This is a genomic window from Mesorhizobium sp. WSM4312 (assembly GCF_002294875.1).
Classification (GTDB): domain Bacteria; phylum Pseudomonadota; class Alphaproteobacteria; order Rhizobiales; family Rhizobiaceae; genus Mesorhizobium.
In genome coordinates this window covers 297,146-316,939 of record NZ_NSFU01000005.1, presented here as the reverse complement: position 1 = coordinate 316,939, position 19,794 = coordinate 297,146, and the positions used below count along the sequence as shown (strand labels likewise).

Sequence of the window (19,794 nt, the reverse complement as noted above, 5' to 3'; positions counted from 1 at the left end):
CCCAGGCGATCTGAAACAAATCCGGCAAAAGCGGAGATTTTTCAGATGTCAGGCAAGAACTGGGACCGCGTGCCGATCGACGCGCAGAGCGTCGATGCGCCGCTTTCGCAATCGGCGATTTTTCTTGTCGTCACCGTCGCCGGCGAACAGCCCGCCCTGGCCAAGGTCTGTTCCGTGCTCGGCGAGCTTGACGATCTGGTCAAGACTGTCGGTTTCCGCGATCTTGGCGGCCGCCTGTCGTGCATTGCCGGCATCGGCCGCGATCTCTGGGATCGGCTCAGCCCCGGCCGGCGGCCGCAGGAACTGAAACCGTTCGCGCCGATCAAGGGCGCGGTCCATTCGGCGCCGTCCACACCGGGCGACCTTCTGTTCCATATCCGGGCCGAACGGTCCGACATGTGCTTCGAGTTCGAGCGTATCCTGCTCGACCGGCTTGGCCCTGATGTCACCGTCGTCGATGAAGTGACCGGCTTTCGCTATTTCGATGCCCGCGACCTGCTCGGTTTCATCGACGGCACTGCCAACCCGACCGGCCCCGACCTGCCGGCCTCGGCGCTGATCGGCGACGAGGATGGCGACTTTGCCGGCGGCTCCTATGTGGTCGTCCAGAAATACCTGCACGACATGCAGGCCTGGGCGCGCATTCCGACGCCTGAGCAGGAGGCGATCATCGGCCGCACCAAGATCGACAACATCGAGATCGACGATGACGAAGCCCCGCGCAAATCGCACAAATCGCTGGCCACGATCGAGGATGCCGAAGGCAACGAATACGACATATTGCGCGACAACATGCCGTTCGGCCGGCCCGGGCAGAATGAGTTCGGCACCTACTTCATCGGCTATTCCAGGTATCTCTGGGTCACCGAAAAGATGCTGCAGCGCATGTATGTCGGCGATCCGCCGGGCGCCTACGACCGCCTGCTCGATGTCTCGACACCGCAGACCGGCACGACATTCTTCGCGCCGACCCGCCCGATGCTGCAGGCCCTTGTCGAGGGCGTGCGGCAGCAGCTTCCCGCAGCACGGTAAAGCGGCTGCCGACAGCCCTTGTCGCAGGAATCAGCGTGCGTCGCGCTTGGCTTGCGCCACCTTGCCTGCCTTGCGCTGCCGGCCCAGTTCCGCCGGCCGGACCAGCTTCGGCGCCCGCTCGTTGGCGACGGCCCGCATGCCCTTGTGAGCCGTGCGTGAATTGTGCGCGGGACCGTCCGCCGGCGCACTTTGCTTCATCGCCAGCGCCTTGCGTGCGTTCCCGACCAGTGAAACGCGGGCCGCCAGTTGGCGCCGCCGTTCGGCCTCGCCATTGAGCCGCCGCATCGCCATCGCCAGCACCGCCAGCTTGACCTGCGAGCCGCCATCGGCCTTTGAAGCGGCAGCGCCCTTCGGCGCGCCCTTGCCGCGTATTTCACGGCGGCGGCGATGTGCTTCGGCCTGCGCCTTGTCGCGCCGCCCGCGAAGCAGCTTGACCAGTCCGGAAAGGTCGACGTCGGAAAGCTCCTGCACCACCGGATGATGCGACTTCTCCACCAGTTCCTTCTCATCGGCACTCAGTGCGCGCGCTTCTTCCTTGCGTGAAATGGCCATGACAGTTCTCCTCCGCTGGCAACGCCTGTCTTGTCAGACCTGCCGCGCAAGAAGCCTCGACCCGAATGACGGCGCGGTCAAGACGAGCTATTCGGTTGCGGTCTCAGTCAGAAAATTGTCTGCTGGCAATCCTAGACGACAGTGGACTAGCTTGGCAGCGATAAATGATCGGGGATCGAAGTTGGCGAAACGGTTGCCATATCGCGAAGGCTCGGTCTTTCGTATTCCCCTGCCTGATGGAGGCTTTGCGAGGGGGCTGGTGGCGAGAATGGCTCCGCGAGGACGAATACTTCTGGGCTATTTTTTCGGACCAAGAATGTTTTCAGCGGATACCAATGTGAGCGATCTTCTGCCAACTGAAGCTATTGTCGTCGGGCGATTTGGCGATCTGCATCTCATGGACGGCAAGTGGGAGATCTTTGGAGAGATTGTAGGCTGGAACTGGACCGATTGGCCTATCCCAGAATTCATCCATCACGACGCGCTAAGCATCTTGCCAGACATGATCGTCCGATATTCAGACGACGATATCGTCCTGGGGACCAGAGAACGGAGACCAGTGTTTCCAGCAGACCTTGCGGAAGATGGACTGATGGGTGCGGGGTTTGTCGAAATCAGATTGAGCAGGCTACTGGCCGAAAAAACGTAAATGCGGGTGGTTCGGTTGCGCACACACCAGCTTTCAAGCATCGACTAATCTACCCCACAGCCGGCAATATCTTGCCAGGATTCATGATGTTTTGCGGGTCCAGCGCCAGCTTGATGGTGCGCATGATGTCGACGCCGTGACCGAGCTCGCTGCGCATGAAACCGATCTTGCCCTGACCGATGCCGTGCTCGCCGGTGCAGGTGCCGTCCATGGCGATCGCCCGCATGTTGAGCCGCGCGACGAATTTTTCCGACAGCGCGATCTCCTTCGGATCGTCGACGTCCATCAGCACCAGCACGTGGAAATTGCCGTCGCCGGCATGGCCGACGATCGGCGCGATCAGGCCCATCTCGGCGATATCGGCCTCGGTCTCGGTGACGCATTCGGCAAAGCGCGAGATCGGCACGCAGACGTCGGTCGACAGCCCCTTGGCGCCCGGCCGCAGCGTCAGCGAGGCCCAGTAGGCATCGTGCCTGGCCTTCCACAGTTTGGTGCGTTCCTCGGCGACGCTGGTCCACAGGAACGGCCCGCCGCCATTCTCCTCGGCGATCATGCCAAAGGTCTCGGCCTGTTCGGCAACACCGGCATCGCTGCCATGGAATTCGACGAACAGGCAGGGGCTTTCGGGGTAGTCGAGCTTGGAATAATTCTTCATCGCCCGCATCTGCAGCGCGTTGACCAGTTCGATGCGCGCCACCGGAATGCCCATCTGGATCGTGGCGATGACGGCGTTGCAGGCCGCCTCGACGCTCGGGAACGGGCAGACGCCGCCGGAGATCGCCTGCGGAATGCCTTGCAGCTTCAGTGTCAGCGAGGTGATGATGCCGAGCGTGCCTTCCGAGCCGACAAGCAGCCGCGTCAGATCGTAGCCGGCCGAGCTCTTTTTCGCCCGCTTGCCGGTCGTCACCGTCTCGCCATCGGCCATGACGGCGGTCAGCGACAGCACGTTCTCACGCATCGTGCCGTAGCGCACCGCATTGGTACCGGACGCCCGCGTCGCCGCCATGCCGCCGAGCGAGGCATTGGCGCCGGGATCGATCGGGAAGAACAGGCCGGTGTCGCGCAGATGCCGGTTGAGGTCCTCGCGCGTCACGCCGGGTTCGACCGTGCAGTCGAGATCCTGCGGATTGACCGCGAGGATGCGGTTCATCCGCGACGTGTCGATCGAAATGCCACCGCCCGGTGCGTTGGTGTGGCCTTCCAGCGAGGAGCCGACGCCAAAGGCGATGACCGGCACACGATGCACGGCGCAGGCGCGCACGATTTCCTGCACCTCGGCGGCCGTCTCCGGGAAAGCGACACCATCGGGCGCCTGCGTCGGAATATACGTAGTGGTGTGCGCGTGTTGCGAGCGGATGGCCTGGCCGGTCTGAAAACGCTCGCCGAACTGCTGCTTGAGGATGCCGAGCACCGCCGCGATGCCTTCCTCGTTGCGTTCGACCGGATTGAGGTCGCTCAGAGCCATGAATTCCTCCGCGAATGGACCAGCGCCCACGCTTGTTATGCAGCTATGGATGCCTAAAGCAATTCCAGGAAAAGTGTGAAGCGGTTTTCCGTCCGGAATTGCGCCAGAACAAAAAAGTCTTCGCAGCCACAATTTGTCCAGCACCAGAACAAGGAAGTTTCGATGTCCATCCCTGCCCCCTTCGTCTCCAGGCCCATGGAAATCGAGAAGGACTGGATCGACTACAACGGCCATCTCAACATGGCCTATTACAACGTGCTGTTCGACCGCTGCTCGGACGAGGCCTTCGAGGCGATGGGCATGGGGCTGGACTATGTTAAGGGGCGCCGTCTGACCATCTACACCGCCGAGGTCCATGTCTGCTACGTCCAGGAACTGCATCTCGACCACAAGGTCCAGGTGTCCTTCCAGCTCATCGACCATGACGAGAAACGGCTCCGGGCCTTCCAGGAAATCCGCCATGTCGACGGCTGGCTCGCCGCCACCTCCGAGACGCTGTCGCTGCATGTCGACATGTCGGGGCCGAAGGTCGCGCCCTTCCCCGCCGATGTGATGGCCAAGGTCGAAGCCATGCGCGCCGCCCATTCCGTGCTGCCGATGCCGGAGCGTGCCGGCCGCTCGATCGGCATCAAACGCAAATAGGGCGAAGCCGACACCGCTCCGAACAGAGTGACGGGACCTCAAAGCCACACCGGCAATCCAAAATCGCGGAACCCCCAAATCGGCCGGCCCCAATGCTTGAAGCCGCCCGGCACCCGCATTAACCTTACCGAGGTTTTAACGGGAACAAGCCAATTGAGCCGTTGAACGACTCAGCGGAGCGGTCGAAAACGATCCGCATCGAGTTGCGATACGGACGGCGGGGCGAAGCCGGTTCGAGGGACGTGCATGAAAACCGACATCAAGATCGAGGTGGACAGGCTGGCCGCTGATCCGCGCATCACGGACTATGATTTCTGGCGTTCGCTCAAGAACGTCGACAACGAGATATTCCACATCGCCAACAACAACGAGCCGATCCCGTTCGACATGATCCGCTGGCGCAGCATCTTGAAGCGCGCCCGCCTGAAGCGCGGCCACGCATAGGCCGGCGAGACGGGTCGCGAAGACAACCGGGCAACCAATGAAACCGCCGCTTACGGCGACCGCTTCACCGCCGCCAGCGGCGAGCGCGCCACCACCGGTGACGACTGGATGATGGCCGTATTCGTCATCGCATAGGGAATGATGCGGTCGATCACTCGTTCGAGTTCGGCCACTGAGCCGACATGCGCGAGCGCGATGAAGCAATCCTCGCCGGTCACGCGGTCGCACTGCGCGATCTCCGGCGTTTCACGGATGATCTCGGCCACGACGGACAATTGCCCCGGCACCGGCCGGATGCGAAGCCATGCCGACAGCTTCAGGCCCAGTGCGGCGGGATTGATCTTGACGCAATAGGCCTCGATCACGCCGTTTTCCTGCAGCCGCTTGATGCGCTCGGCGACACTGGGCGCCGACAGGCCGACCGAACGCGCCAGCTCCGCCGTGCTGGCGCGCGCGTCCTGTTCCAGCAGCCGCAGGATCTTCATGTCGGCCGCGTCGAGATCGACATTTTCAGTTCGAAGGCGTTTCACGGATAAATCCTTGCTTTCGACAGAGATATGATCAGATAGGTCGATCGTCATCCATGTAGGTTGCGGAAAATGCCTGCGATACTGATCCGATGGACGATCAGGCGCAAGCTCCCACGGCAGGCCCTGTGCTTGCCCCCGCCTCCACCGGCTCTGGCCTTGGCCTGGCAACAAAATTGCCGCCGCATGTCTGGTTCGGCGTCAGCGCCGTCTTCCACTATCTCGGCCCGGCCTTCGCCGTGCTGCTCTTCCCCCATGTCGGCGTGCTCGGCATGGCGTGGCTGCGCATCGCCACCGCCGCGTTGATTTTTGCACCCCTGACGCACCCCTGGCGAACCCTCGCCCGCGCCGATCCTCCGACACGCCTGCTGTTGCTGGCTTTCGGCGCCTGCCTGGCAGTGATGAACTGCTCATTCTACCTGGCGCTCGACCGCTTGCCGATCTCACTGGTTGCGGCGATCGAATTCGTCGGCACCATCGGCGTCGCGCTGATCGGCCTCAGGAGCCTGCGCAATCTCGCCGCCCTTGCCGTGGCCGTCACCGGCACCTTGCTCCTCATCGACGTCAGATGGTCCAGCGATCCCGTCGGCCTGTTTTGGGCCTTCCTCAACGGCGCGCTCTTCGTCGGCTACATCGTGCTCGGCCACCGTGTCGCCCGTTCCGGCGCCGGCGACGGCATTGCCGGTCTGGGTGCCGCCATGGCGGTCGCCTTCGTCGTCGTGCTGCCGATCGGTTTCCGCGACGCGCTGCCAGCCTTTTTCTCGCCGCCCCTGCTCATCGCCGCCATCGGCGTCGGCATCTGCTCCTCGGTCATTCCCTACATCTGCGACCAGCTTGCCATGTCGCGATTGCCGCGCTCGAGTTTCGCGCTGATGCTGTCGCTGCTGCCGGTCACCGCGACGCTGATCGGCGTCATCGTGTTGCGCCAGATTCCAAGCCTTGGCGATTGCCTGGGGGTCGCGCTGGTCGTCGCCGGCGTTGCCTTCCACAAGCCGGCGCGCTGAAACAACGACTCTAGGCTAGCTTCTCCTTCAGGAAGGCGATCGTCCTGGTCCAGGCAAGATCGGCCGCTTTCTTGTCGTAGCGCGCCGCCGACGTATCGTTGTTGAAGGCATGGTTGGCGCCTTCATAGACATAGACCGTGTATTCGACATGCGCGGCATCGAGCGCCTTCTTGAACGCATCGATGCCGGCATTGGTGCGATCGTCCAGCCCGGCATAGTGCAGCAGCAGTGCGGCCTTGATCTTCGAGGCATCGGCGGCATTCGGCTGCATGCCGTAGTAGGCGACGCTGGCGGCGAGGTCGGGCGCATTGACGGCCAGCATGTTGGCCGTGCCGCCACCCCAGCAGAAGCCGATGGCGCCGACCTTGCCGTTGCCGTCCTTGTCGGCCTTGAGGAAGGCGACGGTCGCCACGCCGTTGGCGACGGTCTGCGCCGGATCGAGTTTGGTGAACATGTCGCGCGCCTTGTCCTCGTCATCAGGCGTGCCGCCAAGCGGCGACAGGAAATCCGGCGCCAGCGCCACGAACCCCTCCAGCGCCACGCGCCGGGCGACGTCACGTATATGCGGGTTGAGCCCCCGGTTTTCGTGGATGACGATGACGGTGCCGAGCTTGCCGGCCTGGTTCGCCGGCTTGACCAGATAGCCCTTCATCTCGCCGACGCTGCCGGGATAGCTGATGTCCTCGCCTTTCACGCGGGCATCATTTTCGGCAACGATCGCCGCCTGGGCGGAATTCGCCGCCAGCATCGGCGCGATCGCGGCCGCTGCCGCACCCGATCCGGCAAGCCTGGTCAGCTGTTCCATGAAGCGGCGGCGATCGAGCGTCAGATGCGTGTATTCGTCATAGGCATCGATCATCGCCTGCGTGATGACAGGTTTGTCGGCGATGGTGGATCTGGTCACGGGGGCGCTCCTCGACTTTGGTGTCCTTGCGTTCGCAAGATAGGGGCGAGGTCCGCATCGTCCAGTCACGGCTCGGTGACGCTTCCGTTCCCTGGCAAGCTGCGGCAACCATCATCACGATTTTGTCATCGGCGACAAATCTTGATGGCGCTGCCACAATAGTGGGGGAAACTGACTATCCGGCCGGTCCATGACATGGCCGCGGTTCTGAAGGGCCTGAAGGAAAGGAAAACTGATGACCATGACCTCGCCGATCCTGGCAACCGCCTCCATGCTTGCCGCGGCCGCCATTCTGGCGATGCGCACAACCATTGTGGCGGCGAACCGGACGTCCATGGTCAAGGTCCGCGGCCGCCAGCGCCATCCGGCAAACACGAAAACCCAGGGTTGAGGTGAAGTCATGGACGTACAGGATATCGTGAACACCGTCTCGCAGAAGGCCGGTCTTGACCAAGCAACGACCGAAAAAGTCGTCGGTACCATTTTCTCGGTGCTCGAGCACGAGGCGGAAGGCACCAGCGCCTCATCCTTCTTCGCCAAGATTCCCGGCGCCGATGCGCTGGCGCAGAAATATGACGTCATGGCCGCGGCTCCTGCCGGTGGCGGTGGCGGCTTCCTGTCCTCGCTGCAAGGCGCGCTTGGCGGGGTTCTCGGCGAAAAGGCGGGCGCGCTGGTCAACGGCCTCGCCGCGCTGAAGGCATCCGGCCTCGATCTGGCGCAGATCCAGAAGGCCGGCGAGACGTTGGTCGAGCAGGCCGAAGCCGCCGTCGGCCCCGATTTGACCAACCAGGTGCTGGGCTCGGTGCCCAGCCTCAAGAGCCATCTCGGGCTCGGCTAGTCTAGAGCAATTCCAGGAAAAGTGTGTGCGGTTTTCCCCGGAAAAGCGCGTAGCGCTTTGCCTTGGGAATTGCGTCAAGACAAAGAATTAGAGCAGTTCGCCGTTTCCATGAAACGGTGAACTGATCTAGCGCCGAGAACGCTGTCGGCTGGCGCGGCCCAGCTACTTCGGCAGCGCGTACGCCATCACATAATCCCCGGGCTTGGTGCCGACCGAGCCGTGGCCGCCGGCGACGATGACCACGAACTGGCGCCCGTCGGCGACCGTGTAGGTCATCGGCGTCGACTGGCCGCCTGCCGGCAATCGGGCCCGCCAGAGCTGCTTGCCTGAGGTCAGGTCATAGGCACGCAGATAATCATCGACCGCCGCGCCCAGGAAGGCGACGCCGCCGGCGGTGATCATCGGCCCGCCAATGCCGGGCACGCCGACCTTCAGCGGCAGCGGCAATGGCGTCATGTCGTAGACGGTGCCGTTGCGGTGCTTGTAGTTGATCGTGCCGGTCCTGAGGTCGACGCCGGCGACGTAACCCCAGGGCGGCGCCTGGCAAGGGATGCCGAGCGGCGACAGGAACGGTCCCATCACCACCGCATAGGGCGCGCCCTCATTGCGGTTCAGCCCCTGTTCGCTGCCCTTGGTGTTGTCACCCGGCGGCGACACGTCCGCGCGGGGAATGAGTCTGGACGTAAACGCCAAGTAGGTCGGCATGCCGAACATCACCTGCCGCACCGGATCGACCGCCACCCCGCCCCAGTTGAAGGTGCCGAAATTGCCGGGATAGACCAGCGATCCCTGCAGCGAGGGCGGCGTATAGCGGCCTTCATAGCGCAATTTGTGGAATTCGATGCGGCAGGCCAGTTGGTCGAACATGGTGATGCCCCACATATCGGCATCGGTCAGCGGCTTCGGGTTGAAGGAGAGATCGGAGACCGGCTGCGTCGGCGACGTGTGGTCGCCCTCGATGGCACCGCCGGGCGCCGGCGCTTCCTTGACCGCGATCACCGGTTCGCCGGTGCGCCGGTCAAGCACATAGAGGTCGCCCTGCTTGGTCGGCCCGACCAGCGCCGGCACGACGGAACCATCGGCCTTGGTGATGTCGATCAGGCTCGGCTGCGCCGGCACGTCCATGTCCCAGAGATCGTGGTGCACGGTCTGCCGCACCCATTTCAACTGCCCGGTGTTGAGGTCGAGCGCGGTGATCGAGGAGGAGAATTTCTCGACATTGGCGCTGCGTCCGGCGCCGAGCTGGTCCGGCGTCTGGTTGCCGAGCGGCACGTAGAGCAGGCCGAGCTTCTCGTCGGCGCTCGGCGTCGACCACATGTTGGGCGAGTTGGCGGTGTAGGTCTGGCCGGCCGGCAGCGGCGTCGACTGGTCCGGATTGCCGGAATCCCAGTTCCAGATCAGTTTGCCGGTGCTCGCATCATAGGCGCGGATGACGCCGGACGGTTCCTGCGTCGAATAATTGTCGTTGACCGCGCCGCCGACGATGATCTTGCCGCCTGATATCAGCGGCGCCGAGGTCGAGTAGTAATAGCCCGACTTCGGGTATGGCATTCCGGTCAACAGGTTGAGCGTGCCGCCCTCGGCGAAGGCGGGACAGACCTGCCCGCTGGCGGCATCGAGCGCGATCAGCCGCGCATCCGAAGTCGGCAGGTAGACGCGGGCAGCACAAGGCTGGCCGGCGGCGCCGGTGGCATCGGCATAGTAGGATACGCCGCGGCAGGTCTGGTGCTGGCGGTCCTTGTCGAGCTTGACCTTGGGATCGTAGCGCCATTTTTCCTTGCCGGTCGCGGCGTCCACCGCGATGGCGAAATTGTGCGGCGTGCAAATGTAGAGCGTGTCGCCGATCTTGAGTGGCGTCACCTGATAGGTGGTCTCGCCGATGTCGTCAGGCCCCTTCACGTCGCCGGTGCGGTAGGTCCAGGCCGGCTGCAGATTGGCGACATTGTCCGGCGTGATCTGGTCGAGCGGCGAATAGCGCTGGCCGAACTGCGTGCGCCCATAGAAGTGCCATTCGCCCGCCGGCACGTCATTGCCCAGATTGGCGTTGGGAATCACCTTGTCGGTATCGAGCGCACCGGCAATGTCCTTCGGGTCCGTCGTCATCGAATAGCCGGCCACCGCCAGCGATGCCAGCACGGCAAGGATCAGCGGTGCGCGCCCGTCAGGCCCGGCAAGGCCCCGCCTTGCCCAAGGCGTCAGCAGCCACAGCGCCACCAGCACGATGATGCCGCCGCGCGGGCCGAGCTCCCACCAGTCGAAGCCGATTTCCCAGACCGCCCAGGCCAGGGTGCCGATCACGATCGCCGCGTAGAGCCAGAGCGCCGTCGAACGGCGCCGGTAGAGCAGCCAGGCGGCGATCAGGAAGGCGAGGCCGACGACGATGTAGTACCAACTGCCCCCCAGCGACGCCAACCAGATGCCACCGCCACCAAGCGCCAGACCGAGGAGAAAGAGAACGAGAGAGGTGATGGTGACAGCCAAGATGATACTCCTTCGACTGTTGCGCGCTCACGCGGCCATGGGCAACCCGGTGCACCGCTCCTGCCCTGCGCACAGCTTTCTCCCGCCTGCCCCGCCTGTCAAGCTGCCCACACGCCAAGGTGGCAATCCATCTTGCCTGAGTCAGGGTTTTCCCGCAGTCTCCATGGATCGTCTTTCCCGTGGAGCAAGCAAAATGCCGTCACTCGTTCCGCCGCTGACGCGCATGGCGCTGATGCTCTACTGCCTCGTCCCACTCTTTGCCGGCACTGTGGCCGCGCCGGCGCAGACAATCAGGGAGATCAACAAGGCGAACGGCTTTCACGAGATGCTGATGGGCATTGGCCCGGGTTTCACCGCGGCCGTGAAATCGGCGCCGGGAACGCCGCCGCAAAAGGTCCTGGACGCCCTTGCCGCCGCCATGGAAGGTGCCTTTGACCCGGAGAAGATGGAAGCGGCGATCGAAGCCCGGATGGCGGACAGGCTCAGTGCCAAGGACCTGTCCGAACTGGCCTCATTTTATGCTTCACCCCTGGGCAAACAGGTCACCGCGCTCGAGATCCAGGCTTCGTCGCCGCAAGCAAGGGAGGCCAAGAAGATCGAGGGCGCCAAAATCCTCGGCGAGCTTCCATCCAGGGATCCGGCCAGGTTCGCATTGTACAGGAAGATGATGGACGATATCAGCGCCGTCGACACCGGAGAAGCCGTCGCCTTGAACATGGGCTACGCCATGCTTTCCGAAATGCTGGGCGCGGCCGGAAAGCCCCTGCCCGACAACCAGGTAATGGCCCTGCTGCGCAAGCAAACCGAAGGGCTTCGCCGTGACATCGACAGCGAGGCCATGGAATCTGCAGCCTATGTCTACCGGGATATGTCCATGGCCGACCTGAAGCTCTATGGTGCCTTCCTGGCCTCACCCGCCGGCAGGCGCTACTACGACCAGATGCAGGTCGCTTTGGGCGCGGTAATGACGGACGAGGCGCGCTCCTTCGGCCATCGATTCTTCGTCGCCCTTGGTTACCGCAAGGCGTGAGCTAAATGGCTGGCGATAATCGATACTCACCCATCCTAGTGGGCATCTTCCTGTTACAGATGCTTATCGGCACACTGGTCGTGGCCGTTTTCCTTTGGATGGGCAAAGCCATCATCCCGAAGCATGGCGGCGGTCTATATGTGCTTGATCGAGTGCAAGACCCCTACCTTTATTGGGGTCTGCTGGCCGGAATTTTGTTCAGCCTCGTCTTCTTGCCCGTCAGGTATCTCTACCAAGGCCCATCGAAGCGTTAAGCCCTGCCCATCTCGCGGGGCCGCCATCCGAAGCTACATTCTTGCCGCGCCGCCACTTTTACCCGGAACAAAACGTAGACAGTTCTGGTCTTTCCCTGCCGAATCACTACATTCGGGGGAAGATGTCCGGCTTTTCCGAAGACATGCCCTTTTTCGATGAACCCAATGCGCGGCCGACGGCCCCGTCGGGCATTGCCGCGCGCGCCATGGCTGCCCGCGGCGGCCAGAGCAATGCGCCCGATTATCTCAAGGGGCTGAATCCGGAACAAAGGCTGGCGGTGGAAACCACCGAAGGCCCGGTTCTGGTGCTGGCCGGCGCCGGCACCGGCAAGACGCGTGTGCTCACCACCCGCATCGCCCACATCCTTGCCACCGGCAAGGCCTTCCCGTCGCAGATCCTCGCCGTGACCTTCACCAACAAGGCCGCGCGCGAGATGAAGCAGCGCATCGGCATCCTGATCGGCGAAGGCAATGTCGAGGGCATGCCCTGGCTCGGCACCTTCCATTCGATCGGCGTGAAGCTGTTGCGCCGTCATGCCGAACTCGCCGGCCTGCGTTCCGACTTCACCATCCTCGACACCGACGACGTCGTGCGGCTGATCAAGCAGCTGATCCAGGCCGAGGGCCTCGACGACAAGCGCTGGCCGGCCAAGCAGTTCGCCCAGATGATCGACGGCTGGAAGAACAAGGGGCAAGGTCCGGCCGATATCGCCGAGGGCGACGCGCGCAGCTTCGCCAACGGCAAGGGCCGCGAACTCTACAAGGCCTATCAGGAGCGGCTGCAGACGCTGAACGCCTGCGACTTCGGCGACCTGCTCTGCCACCCCATCCGCATCTTCCGCGCCAATCCGGACGTGCTGAAGGACTATCACCGGCGCTTCAAATACATCCTCGTCGACGAGTACCAGGACACCAACACCGCCCAGTACATGTGGCTGCGCCTGCTGGCACAACGGCCGGACGCCGGGCGTTCGACGACGTCAACGGATCCGCGATCGGCCGAAGGCCGCAAGCCCGACCGGGCGTCGGCCGGCCAGGCCGCCCCCGCGGAGGCCAGCGAGCGGAGCTCGCGTGCGGCCGTGAGCGAAAACAAAGTCAACATCTGCTGTGTCGGCGACGACGACCAGTCCATCTATGGCTGGCGCGGCGCCGAGGTCGACAACATCCTGCGCTTCGACAAGGATTTCCCGGGCGCCACCATCATCAGGCTGGAGCGCAACTACCGCTCGACCGCGCACATCCTTGGCGCGGCTTCGCATCTCATCGCCCATAATGAAGGCCGCTTCGGCAAGACGCTGTTCACCGACCGCAACGACCCCGAGGATGGCAAGGTCAATGTCCACGCCGCCTGGGATTCCGAGGAGGAAGCCCGCGCCATCGGCGAGACCATCGAGGCCTATCAGCGCCAGAAGCACAATCTCAACGACATGGCGATCCTGGTGCGCGCGTCCTTCCAGATGCGCGCCTTCGAGGACCGCTTCATCACGCTCGGCCTCAACTACCGCGTCATCGGCGGCCCGCGCTTCTACGAGCGCATGGAAATCCGCGACGCGCTGGCCTTCTTCCGCGTCGTCGCCAACAGCGGCGACGACCTCGCCTTCGAGCGCATCGTGAATGTGCCCAAGCGCGGGCTGGGCGAAGCCACTATCCGCCAGATCCACGACACGGCGCGTGCGCTTCGCATTCCAATGCTTGAGGCCGCCGGTAATCTCGCCGAGAGCGACGAGCTGAAGCCGAAACCGCGCGCCGCGTTGCGCGAAGTGGCCGCCAATTTCGAGCGCTGGCAGAAGGCGCTGGAAACCAAGCCGCACACCGAGCTCGCCGAGACCATTCTCGAGGAGAGCGGCTACACCGATATGTGGAAGAACGACCGTTCGGCCGAAGCGCCGGGCCGGCTGGAGAACCTCAAGGAACTGATCCGCTCGATGGAGGAGTACGAGTCGCTGCGCTCCTTCCTCGAACATGTGGCGCTGGTGATGGATGCCGAGCAGAATGCCGGGCAGGACGCCGTCTCCATCATGACGCTGCATTCTGCCAAGGGCCTCGAATTCGAGACGGTCTTCCTGCCCGGTTGGGAAGAAGGCCTGTTCCCGCACCAGCGCGCGCTCGATGAAGGCGGCCGCTCCGGGCTGGAGGAAGAGCGCCGGCTGGCCTATGTCGGTCTCACCCGGGCCAAGAAGAACCTGCATATCTGGTTCGTCTCCAACCGCCTGATCCACGGGCTTTGGCAATCGACCATCCCGTCGCGCTTCCTCGAGGAGCTGCCGGAATCCCATGTCGAGATCGCCGAAAGCGGCAATTCCTATGGCGGCTACGGCAATCCCTATGGCGGCGGCTCCTTCGCCTCCGGCCGTGGCGGTGGGCGGCAGAACCCCTACGGCGCCTCGCGTTTCGACAGTGTCGGCGCCAACACCGAAAAATCAGGCGCCTTCTCCAACACCTATTCGACGCCCGGCTGGCAGCGCGCGCAGGCCAACCGGACCGAAGCGACCGACCGCAACTGGGGCACGCGCTCCGGCCACCAGGTCGAGCGCATCGGCTATGGTGAGACCGACTCGGGCTACGGCGCCGGCCGCACCAGCGTAAAGGGCCGCACCATCGACGGCGAACTGGTCGCCAAATCCGTCGCCGACAAGCCGTCGCCCTTCAGCGTCGGTGACCGCGTCTTCCACCAGAAATTCGGCAACGGCAACATCTCGGCCATCGAAGGCAACAAACTGACCATCGACTTCGACAAGGCCGGCCAGAAACGCGTGCTCGACGGGTTCGTCGCGGCGGTGTGAGCTGCCCTTCCGAGCAGCTCTCGCGCCGTTCCAACAACGGCAGTGCTTCCCTCACCGATACCGTGCCTGGTTCCACTTATGCCCGAGCAGCGACAGGATGATGATCAGCCCGTTGAAGAACTGCACGTAGAAGCCGCTCAGGCCTGCCGCCACCACGCCGGTCTGGATGAACGACACGGTGACCGCGCCGATGGCGCCGCCAACGACCGTGCCGATGCCGCCCCAGGTTGGCGTGCCGCCGACGAACACCGAGGCCAGCACCGGCAGGAGATAGCCGTCGCCGGCCGTCGGCCACCAGGTGAAGTTGATCATCACCGAAAACGTGCCAGCGATCGCAGCCCCTATGCCGACGAAGACGAACACCTTCACCCGCACGCGCTTGACGTCGATGCCCATCTGCTGGGCGCTGTCGGGATTGTCGCCGACCACCCTCACCTGTGCACCGAAGCGATGCCTGTTATAGAGCATTGCCGACAGCACGACGAAGGCGATGGCCCAGAAGATCTGCACCGGAACGCCGTAGATCTGGCTGGAGAAGATCTTGTAGGCCCAGCTGTTGCTGAGGCTGGTCAACGACATCGACTTGCCTTCGTTGATGATCTGGATCAGGCCGCGCAGCAGGAAATTCATGCCGAGCGTGGCGATCAGCGACGACAGCCCGCCATAGACGACCAGCGAGCCGACGAGGAAACCGAGCAGCATGCCCGTCACGAGTGCGGCCGCAATGCCGAGGAACGGGTCGTAGCCGGCCTGCACCACCAGGGCGAAAACCCAGGCGGCAAACCCCATCGTCGCCGGAAACGACAGGTCGATCTCGCCGCAGGTGACGACGAAGACCAGCGGCACCACCACGAACAGCGCCACGGGCAGCGTCGTCAGCACCGAGCTGTAGAGATACCAGGTGGTGAACACGGTCGGATTGGCGACCATGAACACGGCCATCATGACGATGAACACTGCGAGCGTGCCGAGCGAGGCGCGGTTGTCGAGGACGAAGCCGCGCAGCCAGTGATCGGACGGATGTTTCCACTCCTGGCGGGCGGACCCGGCATGAGGGCGCAGAGGGCTTTCGAGATCGGGTTCCATGGTCTTGCTCATCGCGCTTGCTGCTCCGCTTCGCCGGCCTCGCGCAGCCCAGGCAATCCGCCGGGATGCGCGACGTCCTCCATGAAATTGATCAACTCCTCCGCCGACTTGACCGCGCTGCGGTCGGCGGTCAGCGCCACCTTGCCGCGATCGAGCACCACGAAGCGGTCGGCAATGTCGAAGACATGATGGATGTTGTGGCCGATGAACAGGATCGAGCGTCCGCTCGCCCGCACCTGGCGCACGAAGTGGAACACCTTGGCGGTCTCGGTCAGCGACAGCGCCGTGGTCGGCTCGTCGAGGATGATCAGCTCGGCCTGCTTGTAGATGGCGCGCGCGATCGCCACGCCCTGGCGTTCGCCGCCCGACAGCTGGCCGACGATCGAGTGCGGCGTGAACACTTTCGAGGTGAAGCCGATCTCGCGCATCAGCCGACTCGCCTCCTCGATCTCCTTGTTGACCTTCAGCCAGCCCATGAAGCCGGTCAGTTCGCGGCCCATGAAGATGTTGCGCACGATGGTCTGCTGCACGGCCAGCGCCCGGTCCTGGAACACCGTCTCGATGCCGGCGTCGCGCGAGCGCGCCGCGCTCCAGCCGCTCACCGGCTTGTCACGCACGAGGATGTCGCCGGTGGTCGGCCTGACCACGCCGGACAGGATCTTGATCAGCGTCGACTTGCCGGCGCCATTGTCGCCGATGAGGCCGACGACCTCGCCGCGGTCGACACTGAGATTGACGCCGCCCAGCGCATAGACCTGACCGTAGGATTTCGTGATATCGCGCAGTTCGATGATGCGTTCGGCCATCGGATCCTCGCTTTCATTGACGCATGCCGGCCCTTTGCCGACGGTCCTGCCGGCCGGGTCCAACCCGGCCGGCAGCCTTGGGAGGTCAGCGCAGCGCCTGCTTGGCGAGCTCTGAGACGATCTCGTAGTTCTGCGGCGTGACGAAGCCGGCACCGGTGTCGACATTCATCGGCGCCAGCCCCAGCACCACTTGCTGGCAGAGGCTGAGGATCGGCAGATAGCCCTGCATGAATGGCTGCTGGTCGGCTGTCAGCTGCACCCAGCCGCCCTTGAAGCCCTCGACGATCTGCGGGCTGGTGTCGAAGCCGAAATTGAAGATATCGCCGGGCTTGCGCCCCGCGGCCTGCATGTAGGTCGGCACATTGCCCAGCATCTGCCCGCCGGGGTAACCGACCGCCTTGACGTTGGGATTGTTGAGCAAGGCCGCGGTGATCACCGGGATCGCAAGATTCGGATCGGCGGCCCACTCGGTTACGGAATTGATTTGCACGACGTCGACGCCGGCCTCCTTCAATGCGGCGACGGTCCCACGCTCGCGTGCGCCCCGGCTCTCATTGTCGAAGGGGCCGATCATGATCGCCTTGTCACCGGACTTCAGCCCGGCCAGCTTGAACGCCTCGGCGCCGAGCGCGCGGCCCTGCTGCTCCTGCTGCGCGCCGACATAGCCGCCGCCGAACGCCGCCGTCACCTTCGGCACCGGCACGTTCTGGTACATCATCTTGATGCCGTCCTTATGCGCCTGCTCGGCCAGCGGCATGATCGCGTCTTCGCCTGGATGGCCCATCATGGCGATGCCGTTGGGCTTGACCGCGACCGCCTCGCGCAATTGCTGCACCATCTTTTCGACGTCCCAGCCGGAGAAGATGTAGTCGACCTTGGGGCCGAGATCGGCCGCCGCCTGCTTGGCGCCATTATAGACGATGGTGCCGAAAGCGTCGCCCTCGGCGCCGCCGACGAAGAAGCGGATATGGACATCCTTGCACCACTGGGCGTCGAGCGCCCGTGCCGGCAAGGTCGAGATTGCGGCGCAAAGCGCCGTGGCGGCGGCCACGACGGTCGTGCGCAGAAGTGTCGTTCTGATCGCGATGCTCATGCACTTGTCCTCCCATTGTTTCCCTCGTCAGCCGAGGGGCTGTTGACGATTGTTTCGCCACTTACGAACCGGCTCCTCCCGCCGGCCGGGTCCTCACGTCGGATTTTGCAGGTAGCTGGCGCCTCCCCGGCATTGCTTGAGATAATCCAGCGCGCGGACCTGGCCTGACATCTCGAGATCGCCGCGATAGACCGGATCGTGCCAGCCCTCTATGTCGATGGCGCCCTTGTAGCCGGCCAGCCGCAATTCGCTGATCACCCGCGTCCAGTCGCTGTCGCCGAAGCCGGGCGTGCGCATCTGTACGAAGGGCAGCCGGCCGAACACCCCGTGCTCGCGGATGACGTCCCAGCGCACGGTGGCGTCCTTGCCATGGACATGGAAGATGCGTGGCGCCCATTTGCGGATCTGCGGGATCGGATCGATCAGATAGACGAGCTGGTGGCAGGGTTCCCATTCGAGCCCGAGAGCGTCGTCCGGCACTTCGTTGAACATCAGCTCCCAGGCGTCCGGATTGTGGGCGATGTTCCAGTCTCCGGCCGCCCAATTGCCGTCCATGGCACAGTTCTCGAAGGCGATGCGCACGCCCTTGTCGGCGGCGCGCTTGGCCAGTGGCCCCCACACTTCGCGAAAGCGCGGCAGGCTGTCCGTCAGCTTCTTGCCGCGGATGCGCCCGGTGAAGCCGCTGACCATCGAAGCGCCGAACAGATGCGCATTGTCGATGACCGTCTCCCAGGCCGCGAGCACGCCGCGATCGACCTCGCCGCTCTCCAGCGGATTGCCGAACACGCCGAGGGAAGACACGACGACATCGGCATCGCCGATCGCCTCGCGGATTTCGCCGGCAAGGCGCGGAAGATCCTTGCCGCCCAGCGTCTGCCAGAAGAAGGGCTGGATGCTCTCGAAGCCGAGCGGCAGGATCTGCTTGATATACGCCGCCGGGTCGTCGAGGTTGGCCCGCACCATGGTGCCGATCCTGATGTCGAGAAGCGGGTTTGGCATCATGGTGTTCCCTGTGAAATCGCCACGCGGCGTCCGGTTTCGGCGCTCTCGATGGCGCTGAAAACCATGGCCAGGCTTTTGATGTTGTCGGTGCCGCGCGTCTCCGGCTCGGTGCCGGTCTCGATGGCGTGCATGAAATCCCTGATGATGCCGAGATGACCGCCGACGCGGTCGGCTGGATCGAGCGGCGGGACCTCGATCGGCTGGGTCTTGGCGAACAGCCCATCGCGGCCCGTCGCGACCACCTCCGACGTCAAGAGGTCATGGCCATCCCAGATGAGGCTGCCGCGCTCGGCGACGATGCGCCAGCTGCCTTCCCAGCTGGTGCGAAAACCGTCGGCGCACCAGGAGCCGGCATAGGTGAAGACCTTGCCGCCGCCGAGATCGAAGACCGCACTTGCCGACGAGCCCTGCCGGTACCAGGAATTGGCCGGTTCCCATTCCTGGCAGTAGACGCCGGCCGGCTCGCCGCCGGCCATGTAGCGGGCGGCGTCGAAAGTGTGGATCGCCATGTCGAGCAGCAAGACATGCGCCATCTCCTCGCGAAAGCCGCCGAAATGCGGCGCGACGAAGAAATCGGCATGGATGCTGGTCGTCGCGCCAATGGCGCCGGAGTCCAGGAAGCGGCGGATGCGCCTGACATTGGCGACGTAGCGGCGATTCTGCACGACGGCATGGATGCGCCCGGCCCGGCGGGCCGCCTCGACGATGGCGCGCGCGTTTTCAGGACTGTCGGCCAGCGGCTTTTCGGTCAGGAGATGGCAATTGTGGGCGAAGGCCGAAAGCGCGACTTCGCGCCGGGCGGCGGGAACCACGACATCGAACACGGCGTCGGGCCTGGTCTGGTCGAGCACCGCGTCGAGGCTGGTGCCGATGACAATGCCGGTGAGGTCGTATTCGTGCGCCCTCGCCTTCGCCCGCTCGGCGTCGAGGTCGACAAGGCCGACAATGGCAAGCCCATCGATCTGCCTCGCGGCATCGAGCCATTGCCTGCTCATCGCGCCGCAGCCGACGAGGACGACATTCATCATCCGGCGTTCCTCCTCCGCTCGGTCCCTCCAGACCGATCGTCACGGCATCCACGGCATCACCGTAAACGTTTTTCCGTAAACGTTTACGAGAACACACCCGATAGCGTAGAATGTCAATTGGCCGCTCACGAAAATCGTCTTTCGCCTTGGCCTCGGCACCGGCCAATGCTAGCG

Annotated in this window: 20 protein-coding genes; 10 read left to right on the top strand and 10 right to left on the bottom strand. The window is 64.0% G+C overall.

Annotated elements, in window-relative coordinates; translation table 11 throughout:
- Nucleotides 1-45: 45 nt before the first annotated feature.
- Nucleotides 46-1,032, top strand: coding sequence for a Dyp-type peroxidase (locus CK228_RS10385; protein ID WP_095787780.1), 987 nt, complete (start codon nucleotides 46-48; stop codon nucleotides 1,030-1,032).
- A gap of 30 nt (nucleotides 1,033-1,062) precedes the next feature.
- Here CK228_RS10385 and CK228_RS10380 read toward each other — a convergent pair whose 3' ends face one another.
- Nucleotides 1,063-1,584 carry a hypothetical protein gene (locus tag CK228_RS10380; RefSeq protein WP_095787779.1) on the bottom strand — a complete coding sequence of 174 codons (522 nt, stop codon included), beginning with the start codon at nucleotides 1,582-1,584 and terminating at the stop codon, nucleotides 1,063-1,065.
- Between CK228_RS10380 and CK228_RS34660 the strand changes: the two genes are divergently transcribed.
- Nucleotides 1,583-2,233 carry an Imm26 family immunity protein gene (locus tag CK228_RS34660; protein WP_179295868.1) on the top strand — a complete coding sequence of 217 codons (651 nt, stop codon included), beginning with the start codon at nucleotides 1,583-1,585 and terminating at the stop codon, nucleotides 2,231-2,233. The genes CK228_RS10380 and CK228_RS34660 overlap by 2 nt on opposite strands.
- Nucleotides 2,234-2,282: 49 nt before the next feature.
- Here CK228_RS34660 and CK228_RS10370 read toward each other — a convergent pair whose 3' ends face one another.
- A complete protein-coding gene (locus CK228_RS10370; RefSeq protein WP_095787777.1) occupies nucleotides 2,283-3,698 on the bottom strand; it encodes an FAD-linked oxidase C-terminal domain-containing protein in 1,416 nt (471 codons plus the stop codon).
- A 162-nt stretch (nucleotides 3,699-3,860) separates the two neighbouring features.
- Here CK228_RS10370 and CK228_RS10365 point away from each other — a divergent pair, with 162 nt between their 5' ends.
- Together CK228_RS10365 and CK228_RS10360 are read left to right on the top strand one after the other, a co-directional pair.
- Nucleotides 3,861-4,340 (top strand): thioesterase family protein, encoded by a 480-nt coding sequence (locus CK228_RS10365; protein ID WP_095773984.1) that lies wholly within the window; start codon nucleotides 3,861-3,863, stop codon nucleotides 4,338-4,340.
- A gap of 246 nt (nucleotides 4,341-4,586) precedes the next feature.
- The gene (locus CK228_RS10360) at nucleotides 4,587-4,784 is read left to right on the top strand and encodes a hypothetical protein (RefSeq protein ID WP_010910205.1); all 198 of its coding nucleotides are present in this window, start codon (nucleotides 4,587-4,589) and stop codon (nucleotides 4,782-4,784) included.
- Between the two features lie 50 nt (nucleotides 4,785-4,834).
- On the opposite strand, the gene CK228_RS10355 is transcribed toward CK228_RS10360, so the two are convergent.
- A complete protein-coding gene (locus tag CK228_RS10355) occupies nucleotides 4,835-5,314 on the bottom strand; it encodes an Lrp/AsnC family transcriptional regulator (protein ID WP_095787837.1) in 480 nt (159 codons plus the stop codon).
- An 89-nt stretch (nucleotides 5,315-5,403) separates the two neighbouring features.
- Between CK228_RS10355 and CK228_RS10350 the strand changes: the two genes are divergently transcribed.
- The gene (locus tag CK228_RS10350; protein WP_095787776.1) at nucleotides 5,404-6,315 is read left to right on the top strand and encodes a DMT family transporter; all 912 of its coding nucleotides are present in this window, start codon (nucleotides 5,404-5,406) and stop codon (nucleotides 6,313-6,315) included.
- 10 nt (nucleotides 6,316-6,325) lie between these two features.
- On the opposite strand, the gene CK228_RS10345 is transcribed toward CK228_RS10350, so the two are convergent.
- Nucleotides 6,326-7,174, bottom strand: a complete 849-nt coding sequence (locus CK228_RS10345) for a dienelactone hydrolase family protein (protein ID WP_095787836.1) — start codon at nucleotides 7,172-7,174, stop codon at nucleotides 6,326-6,328.
- A 286-nt stretch (nucleotides 7,175-7,460) separates the two neighbouring features.
- On the opposite strand from CK228_RS10345, the gene CK228_RS35220 reads away from it, so the two are divergent.
- Both CK228_RS35220 and CK228_RS10335 read left to right on the top strand, forming a co-directional pair.
- On the top strand, nucleotides 7,461-7,610 hold the full coding sequence (locus tag CK228_RS35220; RefSeq protein WP_179295855.1) for a hypothetical protein: 150 nt from the start codon (nucleotides 7,461-7,463) through the stop codon (nucleotides 7,608-7,610).
- Between the two features lie 9 nt (nucleotides 7,611-7,619).
- The gene (locus CK228_RS10335) at nucleotides 7,620-8,057 is read left to right on the top strand and encodes a hypothetical protein (protein ID WP_095787774.1); all 438 of its coding nucleotides are present in this window, start codon (nucleotides 7,620-7,622) and stop codon (nucleotides 8,055-8,057) included.
- Nucleotides 8,058-8,219: 162 nt separating this feature from the next.
- Here the strand turns inward: CK228_RS10335 and CK228_RS10330 are convergent, their stop codons facing one another.
- Nucleotides 8,220-10,538 (bottom strand): glucose/quinate/shikimate family membrane-bound PQQ-dependent dehydrogenase, encoded by a 2,319-nt coding sequence (locus tag CK228_RS10330; protein WP_095787773.1) that lies wholly within the window; start codon nucleotides 10,536-10,538, stop codon nucleotides 8,220-8,222.
- Between CK228_RS10330 and CK228_RS10325 the strand changes: the two genes are divergently transcribed.
- The 3 genes from CK228_RS10325 to CK228_RS10315 all read left to right on the top strand — a co-directional run bounded on the left by CK228_RS10325 (nucleotide 10,525) and on the right by CK228_RS10315 (nucleotide 14,605).
- Nucleotides 10,525-11,568 (top strand): DUF2059 domain-containing protein, encoded by a 1,044-nt coding sequence (locus tag CK228_RS10325; RefSeq protein ID WP_245438003.1) that lies wholly within the window; start codon nucleotides 10,525-10,527, stop codon nucleotides 11,566-11,568. The genes CK228_RS10330 and CK228_RS10325 overlap by 14 nt on opposite strands.
- A 5-nt stretch (nucleotides 11,569-11,573) precedes the next feature.
- Nucleotides 11,574-11,822 (top strand): hypothetical protein, encoded by a 249-nt coding sequence (locus CK228_RS10320; protein WP_095787771.1) that lies wholly within the window; start codon nucleotides 11,574-11,576, stop codon nucleotides 11,820-11,822.
- A 122-nt stretch (nucleotides 11,823-11,944) separates the two neighbouring features.
- Complete coding sequence (locus CK228_RS10315) at nucleotides 11,945-14,605, top strand: UvrD-helicase domain-containing protein (protein WP_095787770.1); 2,661 nt, start codon at nucleotides 11,945-11,947, stop codon at nucleotides 14,603-14,605.
- 51 nt (nucleotides 14,606-14,656) lie between these two features.
- Here the strand turns inward: CK228_RS10315 and CK228_RS10310 are convergent, their stop codons facing one another.
- The 5 genes from CK228_RS10310 to CK228_RS10290 form a co-directional block, all read right to left on the bottom strand.
- Entirely contained in the window at nucleotides 14,657-15,703 is a 1,047-nt protein-coding gene (locus tag CK228_RS10310; RefSeq protein ID WP_095787769.1) for an ABC transporter permease, read from the bottom strand.
- Nucleotides 15,700-16,497, bottom strand: a complete 798-nt coding sequence (locus CK228_RS10305) for an ATP-binding cassette domain-containing protein (RefSeq protein ID WP_095774037.1) — start codon at nucleotides 16,495-16,497, stop codon at nucleotides 15,700-15,702. Before CK228_RS10305 ends, CK228_RS10310 begins: the two co-directional genes overlap by 4 nt.
- Before the next feature lie 85 nt (nucleotides 16,498-16,582).
- The gene (locus tag CK228_RS10300; protein WP_095773975.1) at nucleotides 16,583-17,590 is read right to left on the bottom strand and encodes a substrate-binding domain-containing protein; all 1,008 of its coding nucleotides are present in this window, start codon (nucleotides 17,588-17,590) and stop codon (nucleotides 16,583-16,585) included.
- Nucleotides 17,591-17,683: 93 nt separating this feature from the next.
- Complete coding sequence (locus CK228_RS10295) at nucleotides 17,684-18,592, bottom strand: sugar phosphate isomerase/epimerase (protein ID WP_095773974.1); 909 nt, start codon at nucleotides 18,590-18,592, stop codon at nucleotides 17,684-17,686.
- The gene (locus CK228_RS10290; RefSeq protein WP_095787768.1) at nucleotides 18,589-19,620 is read right to left on the bottom strand and encodes a Gfo/Idh/MocA family oxidoreductase; all 1,032 of its coding nucleotides are present in this window, start codon (nucleotides 19,618-19,620) and stop codon (nucleotides 18,589-18,591) included. Before CK228_RS10290 ends, CK228_RS10295 begins: the two co-directional genes overlap by 4 nt.
- Nucleotides 19,621-19,794 lie beyond the last annotated feature (174 nt).

Coding starts and splice junctions, on each gene's coding strand:
- CK228_RS10385 (WP_095787780.1), top strand. CDS start 46: ATGTCAGGCAAGAACTGGGACCGCGTGCCGATCGACGCGCAGAGCGTC.
- CK228_RS34660 (WP_179295868.1), top strand. CDS start 1,583: ATGACAGTTCTCCTCCGCTGGCAACGCCTGTCTTGTCAGACCTGCCGC.
- CK228_RS10380 (WP_095787779.1), bottom strand. CDS start 1,584: ATGGCCATTTCACGCAAGGAAGAAGCGCGCGCACTGAGTGCCGATGAG.
- CK228_RS10370 (WP_095787777.1), bottom strand. CDS start 3,698: ATGGCTCTGAGCGACCTCAATCCGGTCGAACGCAACGAGGAAGGCATC.
- CK228_RS10365 (WP_095773984.1), top strand. CDS start 3,861: ATGTCCATCCCTGCCCCCTTCGTCTCCAGGCCCATGGAAATCGAGAAG.
- CK228_RS10360 (WP_010910205.1), top strand. CDS start 4,587: ATGAAAACCGACATCAAGATCGAGGTGGACAGGCTGGCCGCTGATCCG.
- CK228_RS10350 (WP_095787776.1), top strand. CDS start 5,404: ATGGACGATCAGGCGCAAGCTCCCACGGCAGGCCCTGTGCTTGCCCCC.
- CK228_RS10345 (WP_095787836.1), bottom strand. CDS start 7,174: ATGATCGATGCCTATGACGAATACACGCATCTGACGCTCGATCGCCGC.
- CK228_RS35220 (WP_179295855.1), top strand. CDS start 7,461: ATGACCTCGCCGATCCTGGCAACCGCCTCCATGCTTGCCGCGGCCGCC.
- CK228_RS10335 (WP_095787774.1), top strand. CDS start 7,620: ATGGACGTACAGGATATCGTGAACACCGTCTCGCAGAAGGCCGGTCTT.
- CK228_RS10325 (WP_245438003.1), top strand. CDS start 10,525: ATGGTGACAGCCAAGATGATACTCCTTCGACTGTTGCGCGCTCACGCG.
- CK228_RS10320 (WP_095787771.1), top strand. CDS start 11,574: ATGGCTGGCGATAATCGATACTCACCCATCCTAGTGGGCATCTTCCTG.
- CK228_RS10315 (WP_095787770.1), top strand. CDS start 11,945: ATGTCCGGCTTTTCCGAAGACATGCCCTTTTTCGATGAACCCAATGCG.
- CK228_RS10310 (WP_095787769.1), bottom strand. CDS start 15,703: ATGAGCAAGACCATGGAACCCGATCTCGAAAGCCCTCTGCGCCCTCAT.
- CK228_RS10305 (WP_095774037.1), bottom strand. CDS start 16,497: ATGGCCGAACGCATCATCGAACTGCGCGATATCACGAAATCCTACGGT.
- CK228_RS10300 (WP_095773975.1), bottom strand. CDS start 17,590: ATGAGCATCGCGATCAGAACGACACTTCTGCGCACGACCGTCGTGGCC.
- CK228_RS10295 (WP_095773974.1), bottom strand. CDS start 18,592: ATGATGCCAAACCCGCTTCTCGACATCAGGATCGGCACCATGGTGCGG.
- CK228_RS10290 (WP_095787768.1), bottom strand. CDS start 19,620: ATGATGAATGTCGTCCTCGTCGGCTGCGGCGCGATGAGCAGGCAATGG.